Source organism: Paenibacillus sp. S25 (assembly GCF_019454085.1).
GTDB lineage: Bacteria > Bacillota > Bacilli > Paenibacillales > Paenibacillaceae > Paenibacillus > Paenibacillus polymyxa_B.
On the sequence record NZ_CP073683.1, the window covers coordinates 3,199,884 to 3,223,615 of the forward strand.

Genomic DNA, 23,732 nt, shown 5'->3' on the forward strand with positions numbered 1-23,732 from the left:
TTCGCAAAATGCCACGCGTGGCGGGCCGCTGTCTCAGCCGGGGGATACCCTGGGTGAATGGGGGGACGTTAGCGCGTCCTTCTTTTTCCTATGCTACGGGTTCAGCCCGATGCAACAGGACTGGCTCAATACCAGTGCTCTCCAAGAATCGTTTTTTGATCACATCACAAAACACAGGGTCCAACTCCAAAGTTCGGCACGTCCGGTCCATCTGCTCACAGGTCATAAGCGTGGAGCCGCTGCCGCCGAAGAAATCAACGATCTCGTCACCGCGCTGGCTGCTGTTCCTGATTGGGATGGCCAACAGATCAAGAGGCTTTTGGGTGGGATGAACGTACTTGTTCACATCGCCCCTCGAAACCTCCCATACTGTCTCGGGGAGCGGGTCCTCAACAGGTAGGCCAGCCTTCCATACCGTTGTCTGTGTCCGATCACCGTACCAAGCAGGAGCTTTGCCCTTCATATGAGCATAAAAGACAGGCTCATGTTTGAAACGGTACTGTGCCCAGCCGAAGGTGGCAGCATTCTTCACCCAGATGCATTGTGTCCGGACGACGATGCCGGCTATGTTCATCGCATCCTCGAACTCCCGCTGATAGGACGAAGGATGGAATACATATATAGCTGCAGTTGGCTGCATCACCACTGCATATTTGGAAAAAACGGCATGCAAAAAGCCCGCGAAGTCCTCAGCGGGCATGTTGTCGTTCATTATGCTGCTACGGCCATCAGCGGCCAATCGTTCTGAAACACTCTCAACGGCCACATTATAAGGCGGATCAGTAACGACCAGCGCTGCTTTGGCTCCGTCCATTAGAAGTGCTACATCATCAGGATTGGTCGCATCTCCACACACTAATCGATGCCGACCAAGCTGCCACACATCCCCGCGCCTGGTCTCCGGTTCCTTGATTTCATCTAGAGCACGCTGGACGTCAAAGTCATCATCGGTAACCGGAAGGTCCAAGGATTCATCATGTGGCACAGCAAACTCTGCCGCCAGATCCTCGAACTCTTCCAAATCGAAGCCGGACAGGGCCAGATTAGCTCCACTCACCTGCAGATCATCAAGCAATCGATAAAGGGCTTCATCATTCCAGTTCCCACTGACCTTATTAAGCGCCAGATTGAGAAGCTTTTCCTGCTGTTCGTCCAGGTCAACAACACTTACAGCCAGCTCCGTATGACCCAGCTCGTTAACCATAATCTTATATCGCTGATGGCCACCGACCATGTTGCCGGTGCGCTCATTCCAGACGATGGGCTCGACATAACCAAAGGATTCGATGCTGGCTTTCAGCTTTTCATACTCCGGATCACCAGGCTGAAGGTCATCCCGTGGGTTATATGCTGCTGCGTTGATTTGTTCTATCGGCAGGACTCTAATTTCCATTTCAACACCTCTTAAAAATGCCACCCTTCATTAGGATGGCATTGTCTCTGATTCAGTTATTTTTTTATACCTTGGGTAAAAACCATGGACTTTGAGCATCATCAACCGATGTTGATTTTCCGCTACTGCAACGTATATAAGTTTCACTTCATCATCTGTAGAGTTCATGATTACCAAATTACTTAACATATCTTTCTGATCATTTTGTAAATCATAACTCTGTATGAATTTCAGAATGAAAAATATAGTATTGAGATAACCTTGTAAGTAATTTTCGTCTTCTGTAATTTTATAAGAACCATCGTGACCATTAGTTTTTATTAAGTCAGAAATTGCATTATACCCTCTAAGCCTCTCTCTAGGCAAAAAATTAATGATTTCTTCAAGTCTCTTATTTTTTGTTTGGATCAAATCATTTACCACACTCATCGCCATCTGAAGATTTAATAAGTTCTTTTGGCCCTCCAATTGATCTGCAGACCGAGCTGTTTCCTCTCTCTGCATCTTTAATTCTTCTGTCTGCATCTCAATGGCTTGCCTTTGGAGCGCTAATTCTTCTGTCTGCATTTCTATGGCTTTCTTCTGCTCCTGCAGTTCATCTCTCTGGACTGAAATAGTGTAAATGAGTCCGGCAAAAGCAAGGCCTGAGAACAGTGCATTCACTGCTCCGAACATATCTCCAAACGTTCCACGGTAACTAGCGTTTATCCATGTATTAATAGCCCATCCTGAACCTGCCCACACTCCAAAAATCCCTAAAGCAATCAATACAATATAAATCTTTCTCATCTGACCACTCCTCATCTATATCTGACACAACATCTTCCAGTATCAGACAATAAATGATGGTGGTCAAGAATGAAATTAGCGCTCTTTTGTGTTGAGTTGGTTTTCGATATTCAGGTATCAGGATAATAGGCTGTCAGAGCGTGTGTATGCCCTCTCTCTGCTCTCTTCTGCACTCCTTCTGGCAATTCGTCCGTGTAACGGAAAGGGTGCTCAGAATAGCTCACATATTGTCACATGAAGGCAAAAGAAAAAGCACCCCTATGGGTGCGTCTTACTTGAGGTTTTCTATGTCAGTTATAAATAATTTCAGAATATCATTTTTTTTAAATCCACTATTTTTGTGACCAACATCCTTTCTAATAGCAGTTATTAATTTTTCGAATTTTTGAATGCTTTTTGTTGCTTCTTTAGAATTTTGTCCTTCTGCTTGAGATAACTTCATAAAGAAGGTTCTAAATTCTCCATACTCCAATATCACTTCGTCAGAACCCCATAAGATTAATTTTTGAGTAAACTCAGTAAAAAAGTTTAGCATCTCTTCTTCAGTAACTGGTTTACCGATTTTCCCATGCAATAATACTTTGAACCAAAATTGAAGAAACTCCTCATATATAGGGATTTTCTTAATTCGATGTTGTTCATCAATTGACTGCTTGTTTTCTCTCCTCTTAGCAATTATTAAAGATATTACAGTTACAAAAACAGTAAACATACCAGCGATTATTGCTGCCAAAACCTGAGGTGCAAGTGTCTTGACAATATTCAGTAAGTACTCTATTGAAAAGTATAGAACTACTCCCACTAGAACTATACTTAATACCATAAGCGTTTTTTTTATAAATTTTCTAAATTTCCTCATTAAACACCCTCCCTTTACACCATAATTCGACATTCAGGAAAGCTTATCCTTTTTCACACATGCGGTACGGGAACAAAACTGTTTAACCCCATCCCATCTACCCCAAACACAACCTTTGCATTTTTTCGGCTGTTTTGGTGGGCCTTTCTTATATAGCAAAATTCCTTTCTTCTGCTTCTTCTTCAAACCATTCAAACCTTTCAAGGCAATATAAAAAAAGCCACCCAAATGAGTGACTTGTATCTGCCTATGTATTTACAGCACCAAATGAACTGAGGCGCTTATTTAAAACCCGAAAAAATAAACAACGGTAGAGCCTATTCCCGCAAGCGGGATGCAAAACGCTACGCTGTTGCATAAAAGCATCTGTACTTAGTTACTAGAGAGGAAGAACAAGACCATTTTACTGATCGCTCAGAAAATGGTCAATCAATAAACTCACTCGTTACAGTTAACAACTAACTGATTATCTACGAAACTCTACTTTTTTCACAGTTTATGAACTTTCATGCTTCAGGTTAATTTTAACGCCGAATCCTCCACTTAGTAGATGAGGAGAAGGAAGAATTCCTGAAAAGGAAGTCATATCCCCAATATTAATTGTTATGGGTTCCTCAATATCTTTATTTAAAATAACAGCACGAAACTCTTTTTGATAAGAAAGTGAATGATCTTTCTTAAAATAAACAGACAGATCATTATTCATTAATTCCGGTAGATGTGCATTCTTGTTAGTTGAATAATTTATATAATCAATTTTGCCTGTTGCACAACATAACTCCATTTGATCCAAAGTTCTTTCCAAAGCCTCTATAAATCTAGCAGCTTCTATTACTAGAGCATGATCTCCAAACTCAGAAAGCATTTCCTTCTGTTGCTCAGCATCAAAGGATAACACAGCTTCTACTTCATTCTCATCTTCCTTAATTACTTCGAAATCCTCAGCAGCGACCCACATAATACAGAAAACGGGTTTTGTAAGAACCTCATCCATCCGTAAACTTGTTTTGGCAGAATCAAATGTAAAAGCAAGCTCATGTGTATCATGGTGAAAAAATTTAAGTGATACATTTGTCAACATCAAAGATGCTTCTGACTTATCACCCATTCCCTTTTTGTTATTCTTTTTTTCCATTTGTATAAAGTAGTCTAAATTATTTAAATATAAGTTTCCTTTTTGCAACGATTCCAAGTGCTCTTTCTGCCCAAATTTAATAAATAACATCGGTTTTCTGTTATTCATTTGCTAATCCCTCCCTTTTCTGTTTATATCGACAGAAAAGGGAAGTTGATTAGCTACTTTAATAGACACGCTGCGGAATTGAACCGCGCAAGGGTTCTGACCAGACTGTTCATGTTTCCGCTGGTTAACTGGTTCCTTGCCACCTGCACGTGCCATGAATAATGTGGGCGGGGGCCACTCTCCCCCGCATGGAATGACTTACCGTTTAACCGCAGCCTGCATACCGCTACCGATCTACCGCTGTGCGTTACGGGTGCCCCTAAGGGGTGCAAGGATCTATCCTTGTTCGCGGCCACATATTTGGGCTTTCCCTTGCGCGCACTGGTCAATGCCACTGAGCAGTATGTCCCTCTATCCCCTTGCAGGATCGTCGAGACTATCAGCCTTTAGTATGCAAGTGTCATCCTACGTTGTAGCGTCTCTCTTCCGCCACCACATTCAAAAACTACAGGAGCTCTGCTGCGAGTTGCTTGAGAATTGGCGGTGTTGGGATGAGTTGTCCATCTTTCTTGTTGCCCTTGACGTAAGCTTTGTCCTCATAGGCATAATACACAACGCCCTGACCCTCAACGACTGGATAGCCGCTCTCGTCGTCAGTTAGGCTTGTTTGTACATGCTTACCGTGCTGTGAAGCGTGTTCTTCCTCGTGTAGGCGTAATATTCCATCCTCACTCAAAAATGCGAAACGTGGTTTTGCAGACATAATCATGTCCTCCTAATAGGGTTTTATAGAAAAATCAAAAAGGCCGGCACATTGGCCGACCTGATCACCGAGGCTTGAAAGCTGCGATGCGTTCCTTATTTGATTTTCCATGATATAACTTTACCATATCAAAAGTCCAGTGGCGGGCCATAAACAGGACATTTTCCGGTCAAATAACGGTCATACTTTTCTTTGTTTCCTCAGTTAAGCCCCCTGTTAAATATTCATCGACAATTAAATTTGCACTATCGTTCATATTATTTTCTTGTTTGGATCTATTTCTCAAGTAAAACCAATCCCATATTAGCAATGCATTGCTTCTGTGTTTATAGATTTCATTCTGCAGTTGTCGAGACTGAATTTGTAAGTCATTCTGTTCCACAATCCCACTCAGTACATTCTCCCAAAGCCGGTCCGCTTTATCAGTTAATTTATCTAGACGAACTATTGTTTCTTTATTTTCTGAATATCGTTTAAAGATATAAAAAGCGATTGGAAATAGCGGAGCAATTATGGAGATTAGTGTTTCAGCAAATGTTTTGTTTAGTAACATTGAGATAGCTATTATCAGAAATATACATCCCAAAAGCAATTTTATTAGGAAACTCTGAAATGATGCTCTGATTTCGCCATCCCAAGAAGCATTTACTTTTTGACACATCACCCTACCAGCAGATAGATCTACTGTAGAATACTCTTTTGGGTACCAATTCTTCAAATTGCTTAGTGATACATGTTTCTTCTTATATTTTTGTGCCGTATTGCTTAAATCTTTTGTAGCAAATTCTTTAGAACCGCTCAATTTGTTGTTCCAACTAAGTTTGAATACATTAGTATCAAATAATTCCTGAAATTTTGCAGCCTTTTCTTTTTTATTTTTAATAATTTTTTCAAAAAAATACTGATTTACAACAATAATTACTAATGGCAGAAGCGTTATAAAACCTAAATATATCATGTTTGATAGAGCAACTGCTTTCAAAAAAGGAACTAGTATAGGTACAACTACGCAAATGGCAAACTGATAATTTGATGCACGTTTTGCTTCAGAGTACATCTGACGTTGTGCAGCGAGAAGGTCAATATTCCCATCCTCATTTTGTCTAAGAAAAATATCATTCGATTTGCTTTCCATATATTACTGTGTGTATTCGGGAAAAGCACTTCCGAATATTCCTCTCCATTTAATTATCGCTGATTTATGGTCCCCAGACCCTTCAAAGTGACCCGCTTCCAAGGCACTACGATAGTCAAAAAGAGCCTTAGCAGAAATTTTTTGCTTTTCATCAAAAGAAAGATTATTCAAATTTCCTTGTATATTCTTAGGGTCATAAACATTGTTATGAATTGCAGAAGATATGTGCGCAAATATGTTACGAGCTTCAATATCAACATAATCACTCACCGTATCTTTATTATCGTAGTAAGATACGAGCATGCACTCAAGAAGATATGAACCCATTGAAGGCATAGTTGGCCTGTTATTCCAATACTTTATTAGCCGAATAACATTCAATATCTTACCATTATGTTTTTGATTTATCCTTGAGATGTTGCTACGATCAAGTCTTGGATCTGTTTTTTTCCAATGACCTTTCCCATCAGGGATAATATAATAAGTTCTGCCATCAGGCTCTGGAACTGTGATGAAACTTGGTACTATATCAAAGTTCCATGGATGTGTAGTAAGCTCTAATGTGGCAGCCTCAAGATTTCTTTTTATTTCTGCTTTCTTATATTGGGGTATTGTACTAAGTTCACTTATGAATTTATTAATAACTTTCCTAGAGTTTAGTTTGTTAGTGTAATCATGACAAAGTTTTATAAGATCCGTAGCTGTGTCTGGAACAGTCATTTCAATCCTGCCCCAGCTATCTTGTAAGTATGTACTTCCCTGGGACCTCAATCCTATTATTAAATCAATGTCATTAAGTTCACGAATTTTGGTCCTTCTTGCAAAAGAACCAAAGTGAATATCAATATCATTATATAAAGTTGGAAAGCCTATTTTTGAGTCAAACTTATCTATTTGTCCAATTAACCAATCCCTACTCCTCCGCGCAGTTTTTGTTACTTCTGAATCCAAATTAACTGTGTATCTTATAAATTCACTAAATGCTGTGTTAACTGTAGTTGCCATTTTACCCTCCTTATTTGTGTTCTTTTTTATTTCTTTATAATTCAACTTAATTATACAAAAATTTCAATCTATATGGTACTAAAGATATCCTAAAAAAGTCCTATTTCCCTGCTGATGTACATATAGATAATAACATTATCCTATCTTTGTGAAGGTATAAGCTAAAAGAAGGTAACAGCTTTAACTTATCCTCTACTCATTGACGTCCTTCATTTAAATAGACAATTCAAAACCAAGAGAATATAGATAAAAAGAGCCGGCATTTTAACCGGCTGCAATATCAGTATCTTCCTCTGTCCCATTTATGAATTTGGTCAGGTTTAAAGCAGTAGCCAGTATAAATACCGCATCAGTTTTAATTCTGCGAAATGTCCGGTCACTCATAGGAGGATTCATTTCGTGACAAATGATTGCATCATATATCCCCTCATCATCCAAATAGCTCCGCTGAATAACCTCACGCTGCACACTGCCCAATCTACTCATTGCCAGCTCCAGCAACTTATCCTTAGTAGCCAGCTCTGCTTCCTTGTCCACGTTGTATGTGGCAATTTCCTCCGTCTGCTTACTGATTGTATTGGTAGACTGATGCTCTCTATATGAATACGCCTGTGTAATTGCCGCCTCGCGCCGTACAAAACCAATCTGCCGATACTGCCGGACCGTCTCCACATATTCTTCCACCGCAAGGCGGGTAGCTCTCTCATCAATCGGCAGAATGTTAAAAGTCAGTTGTAAGTTGTTTTTTCTTCTCTTCCCCATAAAATCCCCTCACCCATATGATATAATTTGGTGAGGATTGAAGTTCCGGAAGACCATTCCCCAATGTTCCCGGTTTAATCCACTTCAACGTTATATGCTTTTAACAACTGCGTAGGTGTAATCTCAATTCCAAGCCGTTCCAAAGCATCTCTTCGTTCACTAAATAATTTTAAAATCAAAGAATGTCGTTCAATATCATCTCCATGATGCAAAAGTCGGTGGCAATTAGGGCATAGTGAAACAATATTAGTCACCCGATCAAGATTCTTATCAAAATCTTGCTGAAGATAAATGGGTAGTAAATGATGCGCTTCAACATACGGCTTATTAGTTTTTTTTGAGGTAAAGGTGGCATGATTCGCATCGACTGCGCATTTAAAATTCGCCATAATTAGCGCCTTGGCCGCTCTTTGAGCGTCCCTAGGCCAATGTTTACCTCCACCATTATCAATTAGTGGATCCCTTCGTTCTTCTAGCTTCTCCTCCTCGTCTTCTACATAGCCTAAATTGGTAGCTGATTTCTCGACTGCTTCTTGAAAATCTGCATCCTGTTCTTCCGCCTCAATATATTTCAAATCGTCTTTTAGGAGTAAATAGTCATTAAACTGTTTCACCGTTCTTCCTTGCATCATAGAGAATAGCTCTTGGTAAACAATCAGCATATCAGACAAGTCTTTAGCAAGCGTCTCATCAGAAGGCATACTACTAGTTTCATAGACAGCCCCACAGATATGCCCTAATTCATAACCCCGAGCTAAATGTCCGTCTCCTTCGAGTCTTATACTAGAAATTTTCAAATTTTCAGGTATTGTATGCAAGTCAGATCGCAATGTTTTCGAAATTTGCGCAATCTTGCCTCGGCCCATTTTTCTACCATATTTCTCCCCAAAATAGGTGTAACCTTGATTAAAACTAAGATAAACACGTTTTAAATCAGCACTAAAAAGATAAACAATATAGAATCCTTGTTGGGCGCCACTTGTTATTTGTTGATTAAAAATAGCTATCCATGGGACCTCTGCCCATCTCCCTTGTCCTACTGAACCCACTACCTTAAATGGATCATTGAGTTGCCCAGCTTGGCCGACTGCCTGAGCAGCCTCTCCTCTAACAAATTCACCTACTCGGTGTCCTTTAAATTCTTGTTGTGTTGCTGCTAAGTAATTACTAAGAATATAAAGAAACTTATTTCGCAATGAGATATTGTTATCAGACTTGAATTCAATCTTTGTAGATAGGACGGGAGCTCTCTGTAGTCCTAGTAACTGGTCAGTTGTACATTGAAAAACTCGAGTAAGGGCAACAAGTAAAGATGCATCAATTTTTTGTTTCCCGTTCTCTATTTTTGACAAGGCAGATTCCGTAATACCTACAGACTTCGCGACCTCAATTTGGTTAAGATTGTTGTCCTCACGAAATTGCTTTATTGTAAGTCCCACATTGTTTTCTGACATATTTATCATCTCTTCTCAAGTTATTTATTGGATAAATAATACTTTAAAGAACGAGAATATGTCAACGTATATTTCTAAAATAGAAAGTTAAAATTATCGGGAGTATGATATTGTGTGCACATTACCTTGTGTTCCGGCTATACACTACTTCACGGTGCCTACCATTGAGCAATAATCATATAATTTAGATAGCCTTACAGAATGTCATAGCCTCCTGAACCAGCGCCTTTGCATAATCGACACTGGGCGTTTCTCGGCTGAGTGCCGAATAAATATCCTGTAAGTGCAGCAACACACGCTCCATCGTTCCTGCCTGCTGGCACTCCGCTGCTTCAGGATCATGCCCAAGCAACCGAAGGGACTCGTCCAGCTCCACACGTATATCCTTCAACCGTTCTATCGCCGCGTTAACATTTGCCAAGGTTCACACCTCCTTAATAGCAAAGTCCTCTTAATTTCAAACTTTAGTCATCACTCTTCCAAGATGTTTACCGTAGTCTTAGAGCTTTTTAGTGGTTGTTCCATGTCACTCACCCTTTCAAAATTCTTTTTGGGAAATATGAATCTTTCTATCAACTTTGCCGTTATAACAAATGAGGTGATATTATGGCGTACAAAAAAATAAAACGCTGGACGAAGATCGTTTTAAAATCACTTTTTATCCTGAATGTGACGGGACTTGTTGTTTTTATAGGCTATCTAATATTTGATGTGCTTACTGACAAAAAAGCGCTAGTAAGTACTCCAGCTGTTAACTCAATTGCATTAATATTAGGAATGCTTTCACTGCCGGGAATAGTTGTTCAACTAGTATCCCTGCTTAACATCAATGAGAAGAAAACTTTTTCATTGACTACCCAGTGCCCTCATTGCAGACATTTAGTTGAAATGAAAATGAAAGAGGATTAGATGTTCCGTTTATAAAATGCAGGTGGCCGCCGTAGCCCGTGAGGGTAGGGGCCACGCTGCTTTATTAAAGGAATGGCTTACGCCGCTCCCCCGTTCATTTGTTTGGCAACCATCTTCTTGTAAGCCGTCCATTTGGTAGTGATCTGGCCACTGGTCAAGCCGATACTTTTAGCAATCTGCATCCATGTCTTGCCTTCTTCGCGACGCTGTTGAAGCAATGTAGGGAAATCAACAGGGATATCGTCGAAGTTAGGACGAACTTTTAGAATGTATTCCTCCAGTTCCTCTTTATCGACTACCGGTTCAGAATCTGTGTCAGTAGCAGGATTTTGATCATCCTCTGGCTTGTTGTCGTCCTTAGATTCATTTTCTCCAGCCTGCTCGGACGAATCAGTATTAGCACCTTCTTGCTCTTCCGGCTGATCGTCATTTTGTTGTTCTTCTTGCTGACTGTTTACTCTCTCCCCATCTTTCGGCGGTACCGTATTGACTTGACCTTTGCGCCATTCATCCCACTTGGCAGCCATTGGCGCGACCCGCTTCCGGTATTCATCCACCATAACTACGAACACGTCCACGCCCATACCAATATCAGCGGCTATTTTCAGATAGGTGTCCCCGGCGGCCAAACGCTCTGTAATTTCCAAAAAGTCATACTGCATGTCGTCAAAGCGCGGAGCCAGGCCGCTGAGTATAAAGTCCTGAATAACTTCAAGGTCAATTTGCTCTGGATCAGCTTTAACCTCCACTTTCTCAGGAGGAAGCCCAAGATCCATGGAGAGCTGCTCCCCTTCTGGCTTCGCTACAGATACCACACCAACATCATCCACGGTGTATTTCGTGATTGGCTTGCCCGTTCTGGCATTCTTCAAAACTTTGTACGTGACAATCTGTGAATCCAGACCTCCGATAACTTTTAGTTCCAGCATGCTTTGAAGCGTATTATATTGGCCGTCCAGTTCAGAAGCTGGGATGCTAATGGTAATTTCCGTTTCTTCCGATGATTTGAGGTTGATCTTTTTAACCGTACCTTTGAAATTTATATAGCTCATCTTTAAGCCACTCCCTTAATGAAATTTTGATGATAGGCCCAACAAAGTGCAATAGCGTCCGACGGATCAAAAAGGCGTTCCCTCACGTCCCCGATTTTGTACTTGCCCTGTGGGTCATTTCTCTTGTATAAAACAGGTACCGCAATTTCGTCATAGTCGAGGTCGAACAACATTTGCATTTCCATAGCGACTGTCTCTTTATCCGCATTCCCTTTGCCAGTCTGAATTTTGAGCTCTGAAGGACGGATGCCCACAATCGGCTTGTCCAAATGAAGGGCAGCCAAGGAAACAGAAGTATACGCCCCGACAAGTGCTAGTACACTGTTGGCATTTTTAAAGTGAACAGGACGCTCCAATACAATCAATTCCGGTTCTTCCTGCTCGATCAGTCGGAATGTGTCCTGGTAGATGGCGTCCAAAACACCAGGCATTGTAATTGACGAATAGTCCCTTAATCCAAAGTCTATCGGCTTACCATTTCGCATTGTGGCCCAACCAGCAAAATTCGTGCCGTGGTCAATCCCCATAATCTTCAAAGCTGCTTCCCCCTCTTTTTACGCCTACGTGACTGCTTGACCAGCAACATACTGTGTTCAAGGACAAATACCTCGCCTATCACTCTGCCGCCTCGGTCACGTACAGTTTGCTTTAACTGATTTTGATACAGCGGGTCTTTTATCTGACGTCGCATGACTTGTCACATCCTACGATGGGCCAGTTACCAAGAATCAAACGAAACTCAGCCATCCCCTCGGTCAACTCGTTCTGATCAATGTCCCGTAGCTCCTCGAGTAATTCCCTCTCGTCAGGAACTTGTCCAGTGCAGACAAAACGATGTTTCATGTACTCGTAGACGCTCCACCGCGTCCAGCATGACGGCTGCATCAGGCTCCCCGCCGAATGACACGTTTTTTGATCCCAGACTTGCTGATAAGAACCATTTCCAAATCCGTATCTAGCACCACCAACCAAGTGCTAGGCTTGAGCTTCCAAGCCTTCATTTCTTCTTTCTGGCGGCGGGTCGGCCGCGATGGCCGTGTCTGTTTCCCCATGTCCGTTCCTCCCTTTATGCGATTTGCTGTGTTTCTTTCTCAAATTTGAGTTTCACCACCCCAGTAGGACCATTACGTTGTTTTGCGAGGTTGATTTCCAAAATACCTGGGTCCGGTGTGTCAGGATTGTAGTATTCGTCCCTGTACAGCAGCATGATATCGTCAGCAACCGCGCTGATTGCCGCGCTGCCTGATAAGTCCGAAACGAACGGCCTTTTATTCTGTCGGCTCTCCACATCCTGCTTGACCTGAGATAAACCGATCAATGCACAATCACAGTCCTTTGCAGCTTTCCGAAGCTTCTGGCATACACGATGCAATCCAGAACCGCTGTTGTCGTTACGTTCAGCAGGCTCAACCACTTCTTGCAAGTAATCAACAATGACCAAATCAAGCCCTTCTTGGCGCTTCAATCGACGCATCTCGGAACAAATGTACTCCGCAGTCACGCCACGATTATCGTCGATATGAATTTTTCGTAAAAACTCCATCTGCATAGAAATGCGCTCGATCTGTTCAGGTTTCAGATGTCCTGAACGTATGGCTTGCAGAGGAATACTACACAGATTAGCGATCATACGGTCATAAATCTGTGCCTTGGACATTTCCAAGCTAAAGTCAGCCACCTTATGCCCCCGCTGGGTGGCCCGCATCTTAATTTCATTGGCAACGGCTGACTTACCCATGCTAGTTCGAGCTCCGATGACAATCAGGTTAGTACGCTGGAACCCTAGCGTCAGTCGGTCCAATGCTGACCAGCCCGTCATAATGCCAAGCGCTCGGGAAGGGTCTTGCGTTTTAAGTACCAAGTCCTCATACCACTGGATGATGTCATCAACCGCCGTATCCTTTAGCAAAGCTTTAGGTCGAATATCCAGTGAGCGCTGTTCAAATTCATCCAGTAATTCCTCAAACCCGCCTGATGACAAATCCAAAAATTTATCGCGGTATTCACCGACCAAATCCAATGCTTTACGACGAGCATCGGTTTCAATGAGCTTCCTGATATTCTGCTCCAGCATCGAAACTGCAACGGCAGAGCTGGCCAATTTAGACAGGTAGGAAACTCCACCCACCTTTTCAAGATGCTTTTCGAATACTGTCACCAACATAGTCATGGATAGTTCTTGTTCAGTCCGATGCAGTTCTAGTATCATTTTCAGCAGATTGCGATGCCAAGGTTGTGTGAATAAGCTTGGCTCTAGTGTTACGGCAACTTCGCTCACAAGGGAAGGATCTCGAAAAAAGGAACCTAATATTTCAGCCTCAAGTAACTCCGTATTCAGCAAGTCGTTGCTCATCTGCCTTTCTCATCAAAATCGTAATTGGGTCATCTTCCAGAAGACCAACCTCTGTCGGTGAAGCCCGATCCATTCGGCGGTCTGTTTCCGGTCCACCACGTTTGCGGTATCCTTCCAGCGTGCCCCGGACGTAAGCCAAGCTCTTTTTCTTCTGTCGAACGGCTTCCCTCATGGCTTTCAGAAGCCATTCTCCACCGTAATCGTCGAAAAGGGCTCCCAAGTCTTCGGTTTCAAACGGGGTGACCTTTCCTGAATCTGAAAAATTGTTTTCGTAAGCGCGGTAGATATAGCCAAAGGAATGATCTGAAGGAAGCCCTCCTCCTCCCCTTTGCTCTGTATCTAATTCCTGTACAGTATCTAAAGATGTAGTAGTGGTTTTTTTAATAATTGCTTTAAAGATTGTTTTAGAGAGCCGAAATCCCTTGGTATGACAGGAAAAATCACGATTCACAGTTACCTTTTTAGTAACTGGCGAGTTACCTTTTTGGTAACTGAACAGTTGCCTTTTGTGTAACTGAGTTACCTTTTTAGTAACTCGAATCGGTTGCCTTTTAGGTAACTCAGTTACTTTTTTAGTAACTGGTTTGCCGAGATTTGGGGTATGCGTTTCAATGTTAATTTTGATTAAATCGTTCATCGTTTTAGGGTCAAATCGCTCCACCACATCTATAGCCCACATATCATAATGTTTGTTGATCTGGAATACATTCATATGCTCGTCCCAAAAAAGCACATGATTCTCAATCAGTTTTTTTAGTTCCTTTTTGATATGTTCCTTGCGGACACCACATAGCTCAAAATGTTTAAGCATAGGGATTTTGGCCGATGGCTTCCCGCATCCCCAGCTCAGCGTGAGGACAAAATCAATAATATCCCGCTGCCGCTGAGTAAACTTCCGCCGGATCAGCTCTCGATGTATTTCATGTGATATACGTATATGTGCGTCCGTAGGCTGAGGATTTACATTGGAGTCCACCGGCTTCACCACCTAATCTCTTGCGATTTTTATATAAATATCGTTCGCTTCTTCACACTGCCCAGAATCATTTACACACTCTGCTCCCTATCATCCCGCAGAAATATATAAGGGTATTTAGCACGAACCACTGTCCAGCCTGGATAGCCCCGCACGAAGTATTCACGCACCTCGCGCTTAAAGGCTACAGGATCGGACTCTTTAATTCGCCAAATGTGTTCACCGACCATGCTGCGTAATAGCAGCTTGCCAGTAATCTCATCTATAGAACTCATTCAAATTCCAGTTCGCCCTGATCCGACCCATCAGCAGGCTGCTGCGAATCAGTGTTATTCGGCTGAGCTGCATCACCTGTCTGAGGTGTTTCACCTTCTTTAGCTTCAGTTGGCATATCAAAGACTAAAGGTTCATCGTTTGGAGTGATATCTTTACGCACCGTTTCATCCTGATTAACCGCAGTAGCAATCTCCACGCTGATGGGTAGCCACTTCCACCCGGAACGTACAACCGTCTTCTTGCACATTTCGGTATAGTCAGTCACCCAAGGGCCTTTACTGGATGCTTTGGAACGCTTCTTGTGCTCTTCAATCTCGCTGATCGGCATATAGTGAATGAAATGACCGCCATCATTAAACTTGGCAATCATATAAGCTCCGATGATTTTGCCTGACTCCTTTGGTTGTTCATCTTTGCGCAAAAACCATGGAACGTGCTGCAATTTTTCCTCCAGCCCATATGTCAGCTCAATGAAATCATTTTCATAGACTTCGTGGGCGGCAATAGACTTGATGTTTCCAGACCGTCGTGCTAGATCAATCATGCCCTTGTAGCCAATGATGAATGTGGCTTCTGTACCGTATGGGATGATGTAGCAATGACCGATCAGGCCTGGTTCCAGACCAAGCTGCGCGGCTTGCATGACCGCCCCCATGAGTGACGGCATAGAGCATTCCAGTAGCTTCGGATTCGTACGAATCGTCGTCAGGGCAATACGGCTGAGCCGATCAATGCTCATATGCTTCGGCATAGCCTCCGCAATCTGATGTTTCATCTTATCCATATAGGCTGCAATAGTTTGAGAAGGTGTAGGAGCTGGGGCTTTGTTTGCTCCAGCCGCCTTGTCTTGCAGCTTCTTCTCCAATTGATTGCCGGCACTGCGTTGTCCTGCCATAATTGCCTCCTTACTTCACCAAAAAACGTCTTGATGACGTGGTGTTTGCGTATTTTTCAAAGATGTGTGGCTGTTCTTGCTTTAAGCGCTTAGTGTCTAGGCGCGTTGTTTGACTGGACTTCCAAGTCACCAAAGGTTCTCCGTTATACGTAGCAACCTCATTTTCACCGATAGTTGCCTTCAGCTCATTTTCCAATCGCTTGACCTGTTCTTCAGCCACTTTCGCGTCTTCTTTGGCAGCAATAAGCTTGTCCACCAGCAATGCCTGATCTTTCTCCAGCGTAATTTCTGTCGCTGGCCGAGAAGCAGGATACAAGCGATTCAGTAGCTCAGTCGAAGCAGCGCTACCGTCTACCATTGGTGGAACCCGCGGAATTACATGCTTGTTCCAAAACTCGTCTTCGATTTGAATAAGGGACTCAATGATACCTTCGTTTCGTTCGACCAGCTTGTATTGGAATTTCTGACCACCAATTAAAACAGCGAAGTAACCATAATCCACACCAAGCACAGCCATGTAATGTTGGAGTTGAATGGCGTATTCGTCAGGAACCTGATCGTCGGCCCATTCGCTCAGCTTATATGCGCTGGCCGTTTTACATTCCAGGATGCCAAGTCCTCGACCGCCCTTGTCTAAAATCAGGCGGTCAACGTTACCCAACATAAATTTATGTGTAGGATGCTGATACATCTTATTGCTGCGTTGCACACGTAATCCGGTTTGGTTCATAAACTCACGAGCGACTAAATCCTCTAACTGGTTGCCCCAGTAAGCTGCTTCGCCTGGTTCGTCTGGTACGATCTGATCCGTTTTCTCAAGAAACACACCAACAGGTGATTTATACCGATTCAACCCGGCCACCGCGGACGCATCCGAACCACCGATACCACGCTTACGCAGTTTTAACCATTCGTCACGTTCGATGCCTTTGGTAACGGCTGCTACATTCATAGCCATCCAAATCGCTCCCTCTTGTTTGATCAGCCCCTATCTGCTACGATAGGGGCAAGCAAATTTTAAGTTTTCAAAGAACCGAGATAGCCCGTTCCAGCGGGCTATTTGCGTATAATCAGAACTTGAATATTTCGCAGAGTTGAGAGATTATTGCCAATTTCAAGCCCATGATGAAGAGTCTTTTCAGCCTTTGAAATAACCTTCCTTTGCGACCCCTTTTCAAATTTCAAAGAAGTATATAATCCTAAATTCAACGAACAAGCCTCCACAAATTTGTCCATATCCACGGACTCATCCACCGTCATTTCCGTGAAGAAATCCAATACCTTTTTTTGTGTTGGATTCATACCTATTCCCCTTCCACAGTTTCAACTTCATCGTGCTCTGCAATTTGTCGGTACTCCACAATGACAGGTGCATTTTCAATGCTGGCGATAAGGTCGCCATTTTCGTCATGAATCGTAAATTCGGAATGAATGCTGTTTTCAAATTCTGTACCAACTGGCCTAATCTCGATTACTTCACGATCATCCAGCTCCGTACCCACTTCAAATACTCGTGTTGGATTGCTGACCACCGTCAATTTATGAATGATTTGCATATCTCTCCTCCTTCCCTATGTACTTACAAAACAGACTGGATTCGAACCAGCAGTCAGGCGCGCTCCGTCGTTTTTCGCCTAATATTCTCACCATCGCGTGTACACGTACCATCGTGTCGCTACTTTGTGATGCGTCAGCCGCATCTTCGACCCTCGAACGGGAGTAGGTTATATTACCGTCCGGTGGTCGAAGACAAGGCCGACATGGCCTGTCCACCACATATATCCTCACTACGTCGATTGCAATATGTTACCGAGAAATTGTGTTATGTCATCTGAAGGAAGGACTTTCAAACTCATCAAAGCATTGTTCCATTGAAAGTAAGCTTCTTCCCGTTCCTGTAGTAGCTCCTGAAACTCAGGTGATACCACTGAACCGCCCGCCTGCAGAAAAGCTTCTATTGCATCCGTGTTGGCCTGCGTTCCTGCCTTCTTATCAAGAAAGTTTTGAATGAGACGTTCCTTTAACTGCTGCGTCATGCGCCCTCACCCTTGCTTTCTCTCGCAGAAGGAGATAGAATAAGCAGCACAAGAGACTTTAATCGAGTTCTCAAACCAAGCGTTCGGCCCGCCAGCCGAGCGTTTTTCTTTTGTTCCAGCTCTATAATCTCCCTGTTCAGAAACCAATCCCATTTCCCATCCTCAATTTGCGTTTCCGATAAACGTTGGCGCATGGAAACTAACTCATCTATGCGTTGTTCTACTATGTTCATAGCTAAACCTCATTTCATATATTTTTTAGCCTTCAGCTCAGCGCGATGTTCTTTCCACGTACTCAACCAGGAGAACGAATATTCCTTACATAGCACTGCTGCAAAATGAGTAAGAGCAGTAATAGCTTCAACCGTCTCCATCAGTAGACGTTTCATGTTCTGGCGCTCAGAATCAGTAAGCTGGTCAGCCGTTTTGCTAATTGGAACCTCAGCAGACAGAACAAGAACTTCCCTCATTTCTTCAACCGTCTTGAACAGTACACTTGCCCTATGTAGGTCTACATTGTCCAGCCAGGGTGCAAAGGCACCGCCTGTTACTTCCCCAGCTGCTGCAATGTAAAGCTGGCCGTCATCATAATGCTCCGCCGCTTGTTGCATGAGCTCTTTCGATGGTTTACGGGAGCCGTTGATGATCTTTCCAATTAATGAGGCATCCACGTGGGCAACTTGTCCGGCTGCGTTACGCGTTTCACCCCGTCGTTTCAAAACCTCTTGAAGATTAGGACCAAACTGTCCAATTGACATGTTTTTTTCCTCTCCTTTGTCCGATTGACACGTTTATTACGGACAGAGGGCTGATGTAGTATTAGGTTGTAAGTTCTTCCCCCCGTATCCCCTCAACCCGCTGGAGCCGGTACAGCCCGGCGGGTTTCTTCATTTGCTTAAGCAATACTTCCCTTGTGCTCCCAATAACCTTTGGCATTAGCCCGAACCCATTCGGTATGTTCGTCAATCCAGATCATCAGAGCGTGGAGCGGGACTCTCGGATGACCAAACTCTCTAATGACCGGAAAGTCTTCTCTATTGAGAAGCTCACTCGCCTTGGTACTACCAATCCCGAGAAAACCCATCAACTGTTTTTTATCAAATAAGGTCGGTTGATTAACGTTGGAAAAGCTATTTCGTTCAAGTGCTTTTTCAACAGCTTCCGTAATAAGTTGTTGCAATTGCTGCGGGTCAATTTCCAGCTTGAACATATTTGAGACCTCCTTTGCCTGCATAATAAGTGACAGCACTTATTCCATCTTTCTGATAAGATAAGGATATCGAGGCTCAATTTTTCACTCAGATTGGGATGATGATAATAAGATACGTAACATTTAAAACCTTCAACGGTTACTGTCCAATCCTGCAAGACAATCATTCAGTCGTAGCCAAATATAAATTGGTTGACGATAGTTATTATTCTTTACTGTATGTGGATTTCGGTTCAGATTTTCATTGCGGAAAATCATGCTGTCCAGTGAAAGAAAACGTTCCAACTAAAATGGAGATTTAGCTTTTACGGGGCTGCATAACAAATTCAAAAATCTTGAATTTGGAGCATCGTTTCTCACAGAGCCTCGAGTTGCTCATCCACTCCTTTAACAATAATTTCCACCAATTCAAGATAAACAACTTTCTAAATTGGGCTACTTCTCCCATCTCCCTTCATTGCTGATCTGACTTCACTTTCACTTTCGTAACAACCATGAGACAATTTGACTAAAAAAAATAGCTCTTCGAACTTCATTTCGGGGAACTTTTTCAATATTTTTGCCATTACATCCTGTCCCAAAGAAAACCGTGAATCATCAACGGGTAACTTCGCCCTCCAGAGTGAAGATCTTGATGTTTCAAGGTACTCAGCAAATTTTTCATCTGTCATATCAACTGTGTCTTGTAGTTGCTGAAGCACTCCAGGTAAAGGAGCAACTTTCATAATTTTCACCTCACTTCATGTATCACGCTTGTTACAAATTAAATATAGCACTACTGTAACATTCATGCAACAATAAATTTCATTTGTGATACATAATTTGTTTCATAGATGAAACACATTCTGTTAAACTAAAGATGGGTGATCGTTAATGAACTTAAAAGAGTTTGGGATTTACTTCGCCAAATTAAGAGAGCGAAGCGGATATAGAAGCCAAAGGGAACTTGCGGAGAGATCTGGGGTAAGCCATTCAACAATTAATCGTATTGAGTCGGGCTCGCATAAAGTTTCCCCAGAAAATTTAAAGATTCTAGCTCCTTTTTTAAAGGATGTTGACTACGATGATTTAATGCAAGCGGTAGGCTATATAGAGGTCGGACAGCCGCGTAATAATGTTGATGAAACTATTCGTCTTTTGGAAGAAGAAGCCCAAAAAGTGGGCTTAACCCTCTCTGATCCTAAGTTCATCGAGATGGTAAAGGATAGCATGGAAATCATCCGTGTCGCACGCGGAAAGGATAAGAATTAAATCAGGACGCAAGTTTTCGAGTCTCTGTTGTTTTATTCTATCTTCATCATTCATGATGGTCACTTCCGTTCAATTTTAAGATTAATTCACAAACTTCATTGTTCAATACTCAATAAATCTAACTATTATGCATAACATCTCTTCAAGTATATACCCATATACCTAAATTCCTTGTATTAAATTTAGAGTCAACTTTAAAAATAACTCTGCGAGTCATGATCATGTCCATAAAACCTGGTCGTTGCCTGCTGAAACAAAGGTTGCGCGAAATACGAAAAGATCAACAATGGTTGAGTGACATTACTGGGATTACCAAGTCTCAGATCTCCAAATGCGTCAACAATAGGCGGCTGATGTTCCTGACAACTGCTATGAATTTTGCTGCATCAATCGGCTGTCACATTGATGATCTTTATAAGCGAAACGAATTCAGCAGCACGGAGTGACACTATGTCACTCCGGCCGGGTAAAAGTTCGCTGTTGAGCGAACTCCCCTTGCCGATCTTCCCCTCAGGTTCATTTAAAGCCACTGATTGTCGAATTTTAAGACATTATGTTGTACAAACGTTTATAGAGTTAACTTTAACATGACTGAATGGTCGGAGTCTGTCGAAATGTAGCACCGATCAGGCTGTTTTAAGGGGGGTTAAACCATGTTTAAGGGGATTGACAAGCCTATAGTTTTGTTCTTATTCGTACAAAACTCCCATCATCAAAGAATACTTTACTGCCCCGATCGTCCGTTTCAGTTCGTTTAATCATATTCTCATTCACAACCGTTGAGCGATCATATGATTTGAAGCCATACTTTGCATATGCCTTCGAAATGTCTTTTAATGTTCTCAAACCTATGTATGAACCCGTTGAGGTATGGTAGGCAGGACAGGATTCCCTACTCTTCGTTGGCCGCCACAAATCAATGTAATTCACATCGTATAGCGAAATTTCGACAAAATCTGAGTCAGTTCCGTCACGATCATGAATTTTTACGCACGTTACTATCATGCTGACTACTCCTGTTGTTTTTATTTCATCATAGAACAGCATGTAACAACCTACAAAGTATTGTATAATTAAATTCATTATTCGATAATAGTTTTAGCAAGACGAAATGAGCAACTCCCTCAACCGATGGGGTCACATGAAGGATGAAACGAATAATGGCATTCATTTTTGTTGTCAGCTTTACTGCTTTTGTTATGTTCTTGATTTGGGGTATAGTCTCTAAGATCCAAAAGAAGAAATCAAGGTGGAAACTCCTCGCCTCATTATTAAGCTTAGTAGTATTGTTTATTGTTACACCGAGCAAAGAAGGTGAAGTAACTTCTACACCAGCGAACAATCAAATTACAGAACAAGAAACAGAGGTAACAAATGCATCAGAAGTAAAAACTAATTCTTCCGAATCAATAAATTCTTTGAGCGGGTTAGACATTACAGCCCAAGAATTTCTGAATAAATTCAACTCTGTAGCTAAATATGAAAACTTAGATTATGAAATTAATCAGTTTCGCATTGAGAATGGTCAGGCTAATATTGATATGTTTAAGTATCAGTTCACTGATCGTGTTGGTATCATGGGCGCAGTTAGTAAGGAGAACAAAAAGCTATCATTTATCGAGGCTTTAATGGTACCAGGGAAAAATGGGGATGGTTTAGATGACTTTTCAAATGTAATGGGCATTGTAACTATTCTTACAAATCAGAATTTAACTCGAGACGAAGTAGTAGACATCAATTCAGATTTGATAAGTTCTCTTTCTAATAAAACTTCCGAAGACCAGAAGAAAATTACAAAGAATAATATTGAGTATAAAATTATGATGACCAATTATGGAGTTATTTTTAGAGCAAGCAGAGCTGAGTAATTCTCAAACGTTTTAAGTTTTGGTACAATAACATTAATTTCAAATCATTCACAGCTAAAGCCCTTCTGGGCTTTTCTTTTCACCATTAAAGCGAACGTTTGTACCTATATAAAGAGACAGAATGTATGGCATCTTTCACTAAAATTAAAGCAAACAGCAAACAAGAATAATGAGCAAATTTATTCAGGGCTCACCTATTTTCGTGAAGGTTTACATGCAACTAGGTCAGCCTTAAAAATTTCTGCTTCGCTGTATCAACCCAAATCAATACAGACATCATTTGAAACAGAACGATTACCACTACAGCTACGAAATCAAGTGAAACAAGACAATTGCATGAGGTGATTTCATTGGCATATTTCTACAAAGTTGCATCTAACAATAAACAAGGCTATAAATGGGTCTGTGTGGGTGATGCCCCTCCTGATCCTTCCACAGGGAAAAGAAAACAAATTTCCCGACGAGCGGATACAAAAAAGGAAGCAGAAAAGCGTGTTAACAAGGTTATTTCTGATATTACATCTTATGGAGTTGATGTACAGAAAAATAAAAAGCTTACTTTTGCAATGGTAGCAGCTGAATGGCTATCTATTTATTCAAAAAGGAAAGTAAAGCAACGTACAATTGATCAAAGAGTAACTACTATTAATTCAATCTGTAAGTACCTTGGACAGGTAAGGATAGATAAAGTTACACATCAACAGTATCAAAACATGCTTATCGATTACGACAATAAAGGATATTCAACAAGTGCAATTATTACTATGAACAGTGTAGCCAATATGATTTTTAAGTACGCAATAAAAAATAAATACAGACTTGATAATCCTTGCTTCGGAGTAGTAATTCCTAAAAAAGTTAGAACTGTTGAAGAAATAGAGAACGATGTTATTGCAGAGAAATACTTCGAAAAGAATGAATTGATAGAATTTTTAGAAGCAACCAAAAAATATGGACAGTATCAAGATACTGAAATGTTCTACTTGTTGACTTTTTCAGGAATAAGACCTGGAGAAATTTGTGCCCTGAAGTGGACAGACGTTGATTTTGCAACAAATGAAATTCGAATTACAAAAACCATCTATAGTAGGAATGACAATCGCGGGACGTATATTTTAACGCCACCAAAAACAGTGGGTTCCATAAGAACTATTGACATTGATATTAACATCATGAAATTATTAGAGGAACATAGAGAATTTCAAAAAAAGACAACAAGGACAACAAATTACCAAGATCAGAACTTTGTTTTTTGTAGGATCGATGGCTCTCCTTTTTTTCCAAAAATCTTACTTGGCCGTATGAAAAAAATTCTTGTAAATACATCTATATCGAAACCTGCTACTCCACATATTTTTCGCCATACTCACATTAGTATGCTAGCAGAAGCGGGTGCTGATCTTAAATCAACAATGAGTAGAGTCGGACATACAAATGCAAAGACAACTCTACAGGTATACACTCACGTTACAAATAAAATGAAAAGAGATACATCAAGTAAAATTAAAATACATTATGCAGACATACTAAGTTCAACAGAATTGCAAGAAAAGTGATTTTTTC

Annotated in this window: 32 protein-coding genes; 5 read left to right on the forward strand and 27 right to left on the reverse strand. The window is 41.6% G+C overall.

All coding sequences use genetic code 11. The features are described from left to right. Positions 1-88 precede the first annotated feature (88 nt). The 10 genes from KAI37_RS13730 to KAI37_RS13775 all read right to left on the reverse strand — a co-directional run bounded on the left by KAI37_RS13730 (position 89) and on the right by KAI37_RS13775 (position 9,764). Entirely contained in the window at positions 89-1,393 is a 1,305-nt protein-coding gene (locus KAI37_RS13730) for a site-specific DNA-methyltransferase (protein ID WP_220029634.1), read from the reverse strand. Between the two features lie 30 nt (positions 1,394-1,423). Continuing rightward, entirely contained in the window at positions 1,424-2,182 is a 759-nt protein-coding gene (locus KAI37_RS13735; RefSeq protein WP_220029635.1) for a hypothetical protein, read from the reverse strand. A gap of 271 nt (positions 2,183-2,453) precedes the next feature. Further along, positions 2,454-3,041 (reverse strand): hypothetical protein, encoded by a 588-nt coding sequence (locus tag KAI37_RS13740; RefSeq protein ID WP_220029636.1) that lies wholly within the window; start codon positions 3,039-3,041, stop codon positions 2,454-2,456. A gap of 496 nt (positions 3,042-3,537) precedes the next feature. Then, on the reverse strand, positions 3,538-4,284 hold the full coding sequence (locus KAI37_RS13745) for a hypothetical protein (protein ID WP_068941120.1): 747 nt from the start codon (positions 4,282-4,284) through the stop codon (positions 3,538-3,540). A gap of 445 nt (positions 4,285-4,729) precedes the next feature. Beyond that, the gene (locus tag KAI37_RS13750) at positions 4,730-4,987 is read right to left on the reverse strand and encodes a hypothetical protein (RefSeq protein ID WP_220029637.1); all 258 of its coding nucleotides are present in this window, start codon (positions 4,985-4,987) and stop codon (positions 4,730-4,732) included. 169 nt (positions 4,988-5,156) lie between these two features. Further along, entirely contained in the window at positions 5,157-6,122 is a 966-nt protein-coding gene (locus KAI37_RS13755; protein ID WP_220029638.1) for an S-4TM family putative pore-forming effector, read from the reverse strand. Between the two features lie 3 nt (positions 6,123-6,125). Beyond that, positions 6,126-7,127: a nucleotidyltransferase family protein gene (locus KAI37_RS13760; RefSeq protein ID WP_220029639.1), complete on the reverse strand. Its 1,002-nt coding sequence runs from the start codon at positions 7,125-7,127 to the stop codon at positions 6,126-6,128. Positions 7,128-7,391: 264 nt separating this feature from the next. Next, positions 7,392-7,889 (reverse strand): ArpU family phage packaging/lysis transcriptional regulator, encoded by a 498-nt coding sequence (locus tag KAI37_RS13765; RefSeq protein WP_220029640.1) that lies wholly within the window; start codon positions 7,887-7,889, stop codon positions 7,392-7,394. Between the two features lie 74 nt (positions 7,890-7,963). Beyond that, positions 7,964-9,343, reverse strand: coding sequence for an MrcB family domain-containing protein (locus KAI37_RS13770; RefSeq protein ID WP_220029641.1), 1,380 nt, complete (start codon positions 9,341-9,343; stop codon positions 7,964-7,966). A gap of 184 nt (positions 9,344-9,527) precedes the next feature. Then, on the reverse strand, positions 9,528-9,764 hold the full coding sequence (locus tag KAI37_RS13775) for a hypothetical protein (RefSeq protein ID WP_220029642.1): 237 nt from the start codon (positions 9,762-9,764) through the stop codon (positions 9,528-9,530). Between the two features lie 185 nt (positions 9,765-9,949). Between KAI37_RS13775 and KAI37_RS13780 the strand changes: the two genes are divergently transcribed. After that, positions 9,950-10,252, forward strand: a complete 303-nt coding sequence (locus KAI37_RS13780; RefSeq protein ID WP_220029643.1) for a hypothetical protein — start codon at positions 9,950-9,952, stop codon at positions 10,250-10,252. A gap of 77 nt (positions 10,253-10,329) precedes the next feature. Here the strand turns inward: KAI37_RS13780 and KAI37_RS13785 are convergent, their stop codons facing one another. The 16 genes from KAI37_RS13785 to KAI37_RS13860 all read right to left on the reverse strand — a co-directional run bounded on the left by KAI37_RS13785 (position 10,330) and on the right by KAI37_RS13860 (position 19,775). Then, entirely contained in the window at positions 10,330-11,304 is a 975-nt protein-coding gene (locus tag KAI37_RS13785) for a hypothetical protein (protein ID WP_220029644.1), read from the reverse strand. A 2-nt stretch (positions 11,305-11,306) separates the two neighbouring features. After that, positions 11,307-11,831, reverse strand: a complete 525-nt coding sequence (locus KAI37_RS13790; protein ID WP_258383092.1) for a crossover junction endodeoxyribonuclease RuvC — start codon at positions 11,829-11,831, stop codon at positions 11,307-11,309. 148 nt (positions 11,832-11,979) lie between these two features. Then, positions 11,980-12,147 carry a hypothetical protein gene (locus KAI37_RS13795; protein ID WP_220029646.1) on the reverse strand — a complete coding sequence of 56 codons (168 nt, stop codon included), beginning with the start codon at positions 12,145-12,147 and terminating at the stop codon, positions 11,980-11,982. Between the two features lie 41 nt (positions 12,148-12,188). After that, positions 12,189-12,356 carry a DUF6906 family protein gene (locus KAI37_RS13800; RefSeq protein ID WP_175405276.1) on the reverse strand — a complete coding sequence of 56 codons (168 nt, stop codon included), beginning with the start codon at positions 12,354-12,356 and terminating at the stop codon, positions 12,189-12,191. Positions 12,357-12,370: 14 nt separating this feature from the next. Continuing rightward, positions 12,371-13,657, reverse strand: coding sequence for a replicative DNA helicase (locus KAI37_RS13805; protein ID WP_220029647.1), 1,287 nt, complete (start codon positions 13,655-13,657; stop codon positions 12,371-12,373). Then, positions 13,623-14,633, reverse strand: a complete 1,011-nt coding sequence (locus KAI37_RS13810; RefSeq protein ID WP_220029648.1) for a replication protein — start codon at positions 14,631-14,633, stop codon at positions 13,623-13,625. The genes KAI37_RS13805 and KAI37_RS13810 overlap by 35 nt, the downstream gene beginning before the upstream one ends. Before the next feature lie 71 nt (positions 14,634-14,704). Then, positions 14,705-14,908, reverse strand: coding sequence for a hypothetical protein (locus KAI37_RS13815; RefSeq protein WP_220029649.1), 204 nt, complete (start codon positions 14,906-14,908; stop codon positions 14,705-14,707). Further along, positions 14,905-15,804 carry a recombination protein RecT gene (gene recT, locus KAI37_RS13820; protein ID WP_220029650.1) on the reverse strand — a complete coding sequence of 300 codons (900 nt, stop codon included), beginning with the start codon at positions 15,802-15,804 and terminating at the stop codon, positions 14,905-14,907. Before recT ends, KAI37_RS13815 begins: the two co-directional genes overlap by 4 nt. A gap of 10 nt (positions 15,805-15,814) precedes the next feature. Then, the gene (locus tag KAI37_RS13825; RefSeq protein WP_220029651.1) at positions 15,815-16,762 is read right to left on the reverse strand and encodes a YqaJ viral recombinase family nuclease; all 948 of its coding nucleotides are present in this window, start codon (positions 16,760-16,762) and stop codon (positions 15,815-15,817) included. A 98-nt stretch (positions 16,763-16,860) separates the two neighbouring features. Next, entirely contained in the window at positions 16,861-17,106 is a 246-nt protein-coding gene (locus KAI37_RS13830) for a hypothetical protein (protein ID WP_220029652.1), read from the reverse strand. Between the two features lie 2 nt (positions 17,107-17,108). Then, positions 17,109-17,360 (reverse strand): hypothetical protein, encoded by a 252-nt coding sequence (locus KAI37_RS13835; RefSeq protein ID WP_013372048.1) that lies wholly within the window; start codon positions 17,358-17,360, stop codon positions 17,109-17,111. Positions 17,361-17,591: 231 nt separating this feature from the next. Next, positions 17,592-17,840, reverse strand: a complete 249-nt coding sequence (locus KAI37_RS13840) for a hypothetical protein (protein ID WP_110455549.1) — start codon at positions 17,838-17,840, stop codon at positions 17,592-17,594. Then, positions 17,837-18,073 carry a hypothetical protein gene (locus KAI37_RS13845; protein WP_220029653.1) on the reverse strand — a complete coding sequence of 79 codons (237 nt, stop codon included), beginning with the start codon at positions 18,071-18,073 and terminating at the stop codon, positions 17,837-17,839. Before KAI37_RS13845 ends, KAI37_RS13840 begins: the two co-directional genes overlap by 4 nt. Before the next feature lie 9 nt (positions 18,074-18,082). After that, positions 18,083-18,598 (reverse strand): helix-turn-helix domain-containing protein, encoded by a 516-nt coding sequence (locus tag KAI37_RS13850; RefSeq protein ID WP_110455551.1) that lies wholly within the window; start codon positions 18,596-18,598, stop codon positions 18,083-18,085. 137 nt (positions 18,599-18,735) lie between these two features. Beyond that, a complete protein-coding gene (locus KAI37_RS13855; RefSeq protein WP_220029654.1) occupies positions 18,736-19,050 on the reverse strand; it encodes a DNA-binding protein in 315 nt (104 codons plus the stop codon). Between the two features lie 425 nt (positions 19,051-19,475). Then, complete coding sequence (locus tag KAI37_RS13860; protein ID WP_220029655.1) at positions 19,476-19,775, reverse strand: hypothetical protein; 300 nt, start codon at positions 19,773-19,775, stop codon at positions 19,476-19,478. A 148-nt stretch (positions 19,776-19,923) separates the two neighbouring features. Between KAI37_RS13860 and KAI37_RS13865 the strand changes: the two genes are divergently transcribed. Next, entirely contained in the window at positions 19,924-20,301 is a 378-nt protein-coding gene (locus tag KAI37_RS13865) for a helix-turn-helix domain-containing protein (protein ID WP_220029656.1), read from the forward strand. A 221-nt stretch (positions 20,302-20,522) separates the two neighbouring features. Beyond that, positions 20,523-20,747, forward strand: a complete 225-nt coding sequence (locus KAI37_RS26775; protein WP_481856538.1) for a helix-turn-helix domain-containing protein — start codon at positions 20,523-20,525, stop codon at positions 20,745-20,747. A gap of 229 nt (positions 20,748-20,976) precedes the next feature. On the opposite strand, the gene KAI37_RS26780 is transcribed toward KAI37_RS26775, so the two are convergent. Then, positions 20,977-21,384, reverse strand: coding sequence for a LytTR family transcriptional regulator DNA-binding domain-containing protein (locus tag KAI37_RS26780; RefSeq protein ID WP_481856539.1), 408 nt, complete (start codon positions 21,382-21,384; stop codon positions 20,977-20,979). A 77-nt stretch (positions 21,385-21,461) separates the two neighbouring features. Here KAI37_RS26780 and KAI37_RS13875 point away from each other — a divergent pair, with 77 nt between their 5' ends. Together KAI37_RS13875 and KAI37_RS13880 are read left to right on the forward strand one after the other, a co-directional pair. Then, a complete protein-coding gene (locus tag KAI37_RS13875) occupies positions 21,462-22,169 on the forward strand; it encodes a hypothetical protein (protein WP_220029658.1) in 708 nt (235 codons plus the stop codon). A gap of 350 nt (positions 22,170-22,519) precedes the next feature. After that, entirely contained in the window at positions 22,520-23,725 is a 1,206-nt protein-coding gene (locus tag KAI37_RS13880; protein WP_220029659.1) for a tyrosine-type recombinase/integrase, read from the forward strand. The last annotated feature ends 7 nt before the right edge of the window (positions 23,726-23,732 follow it).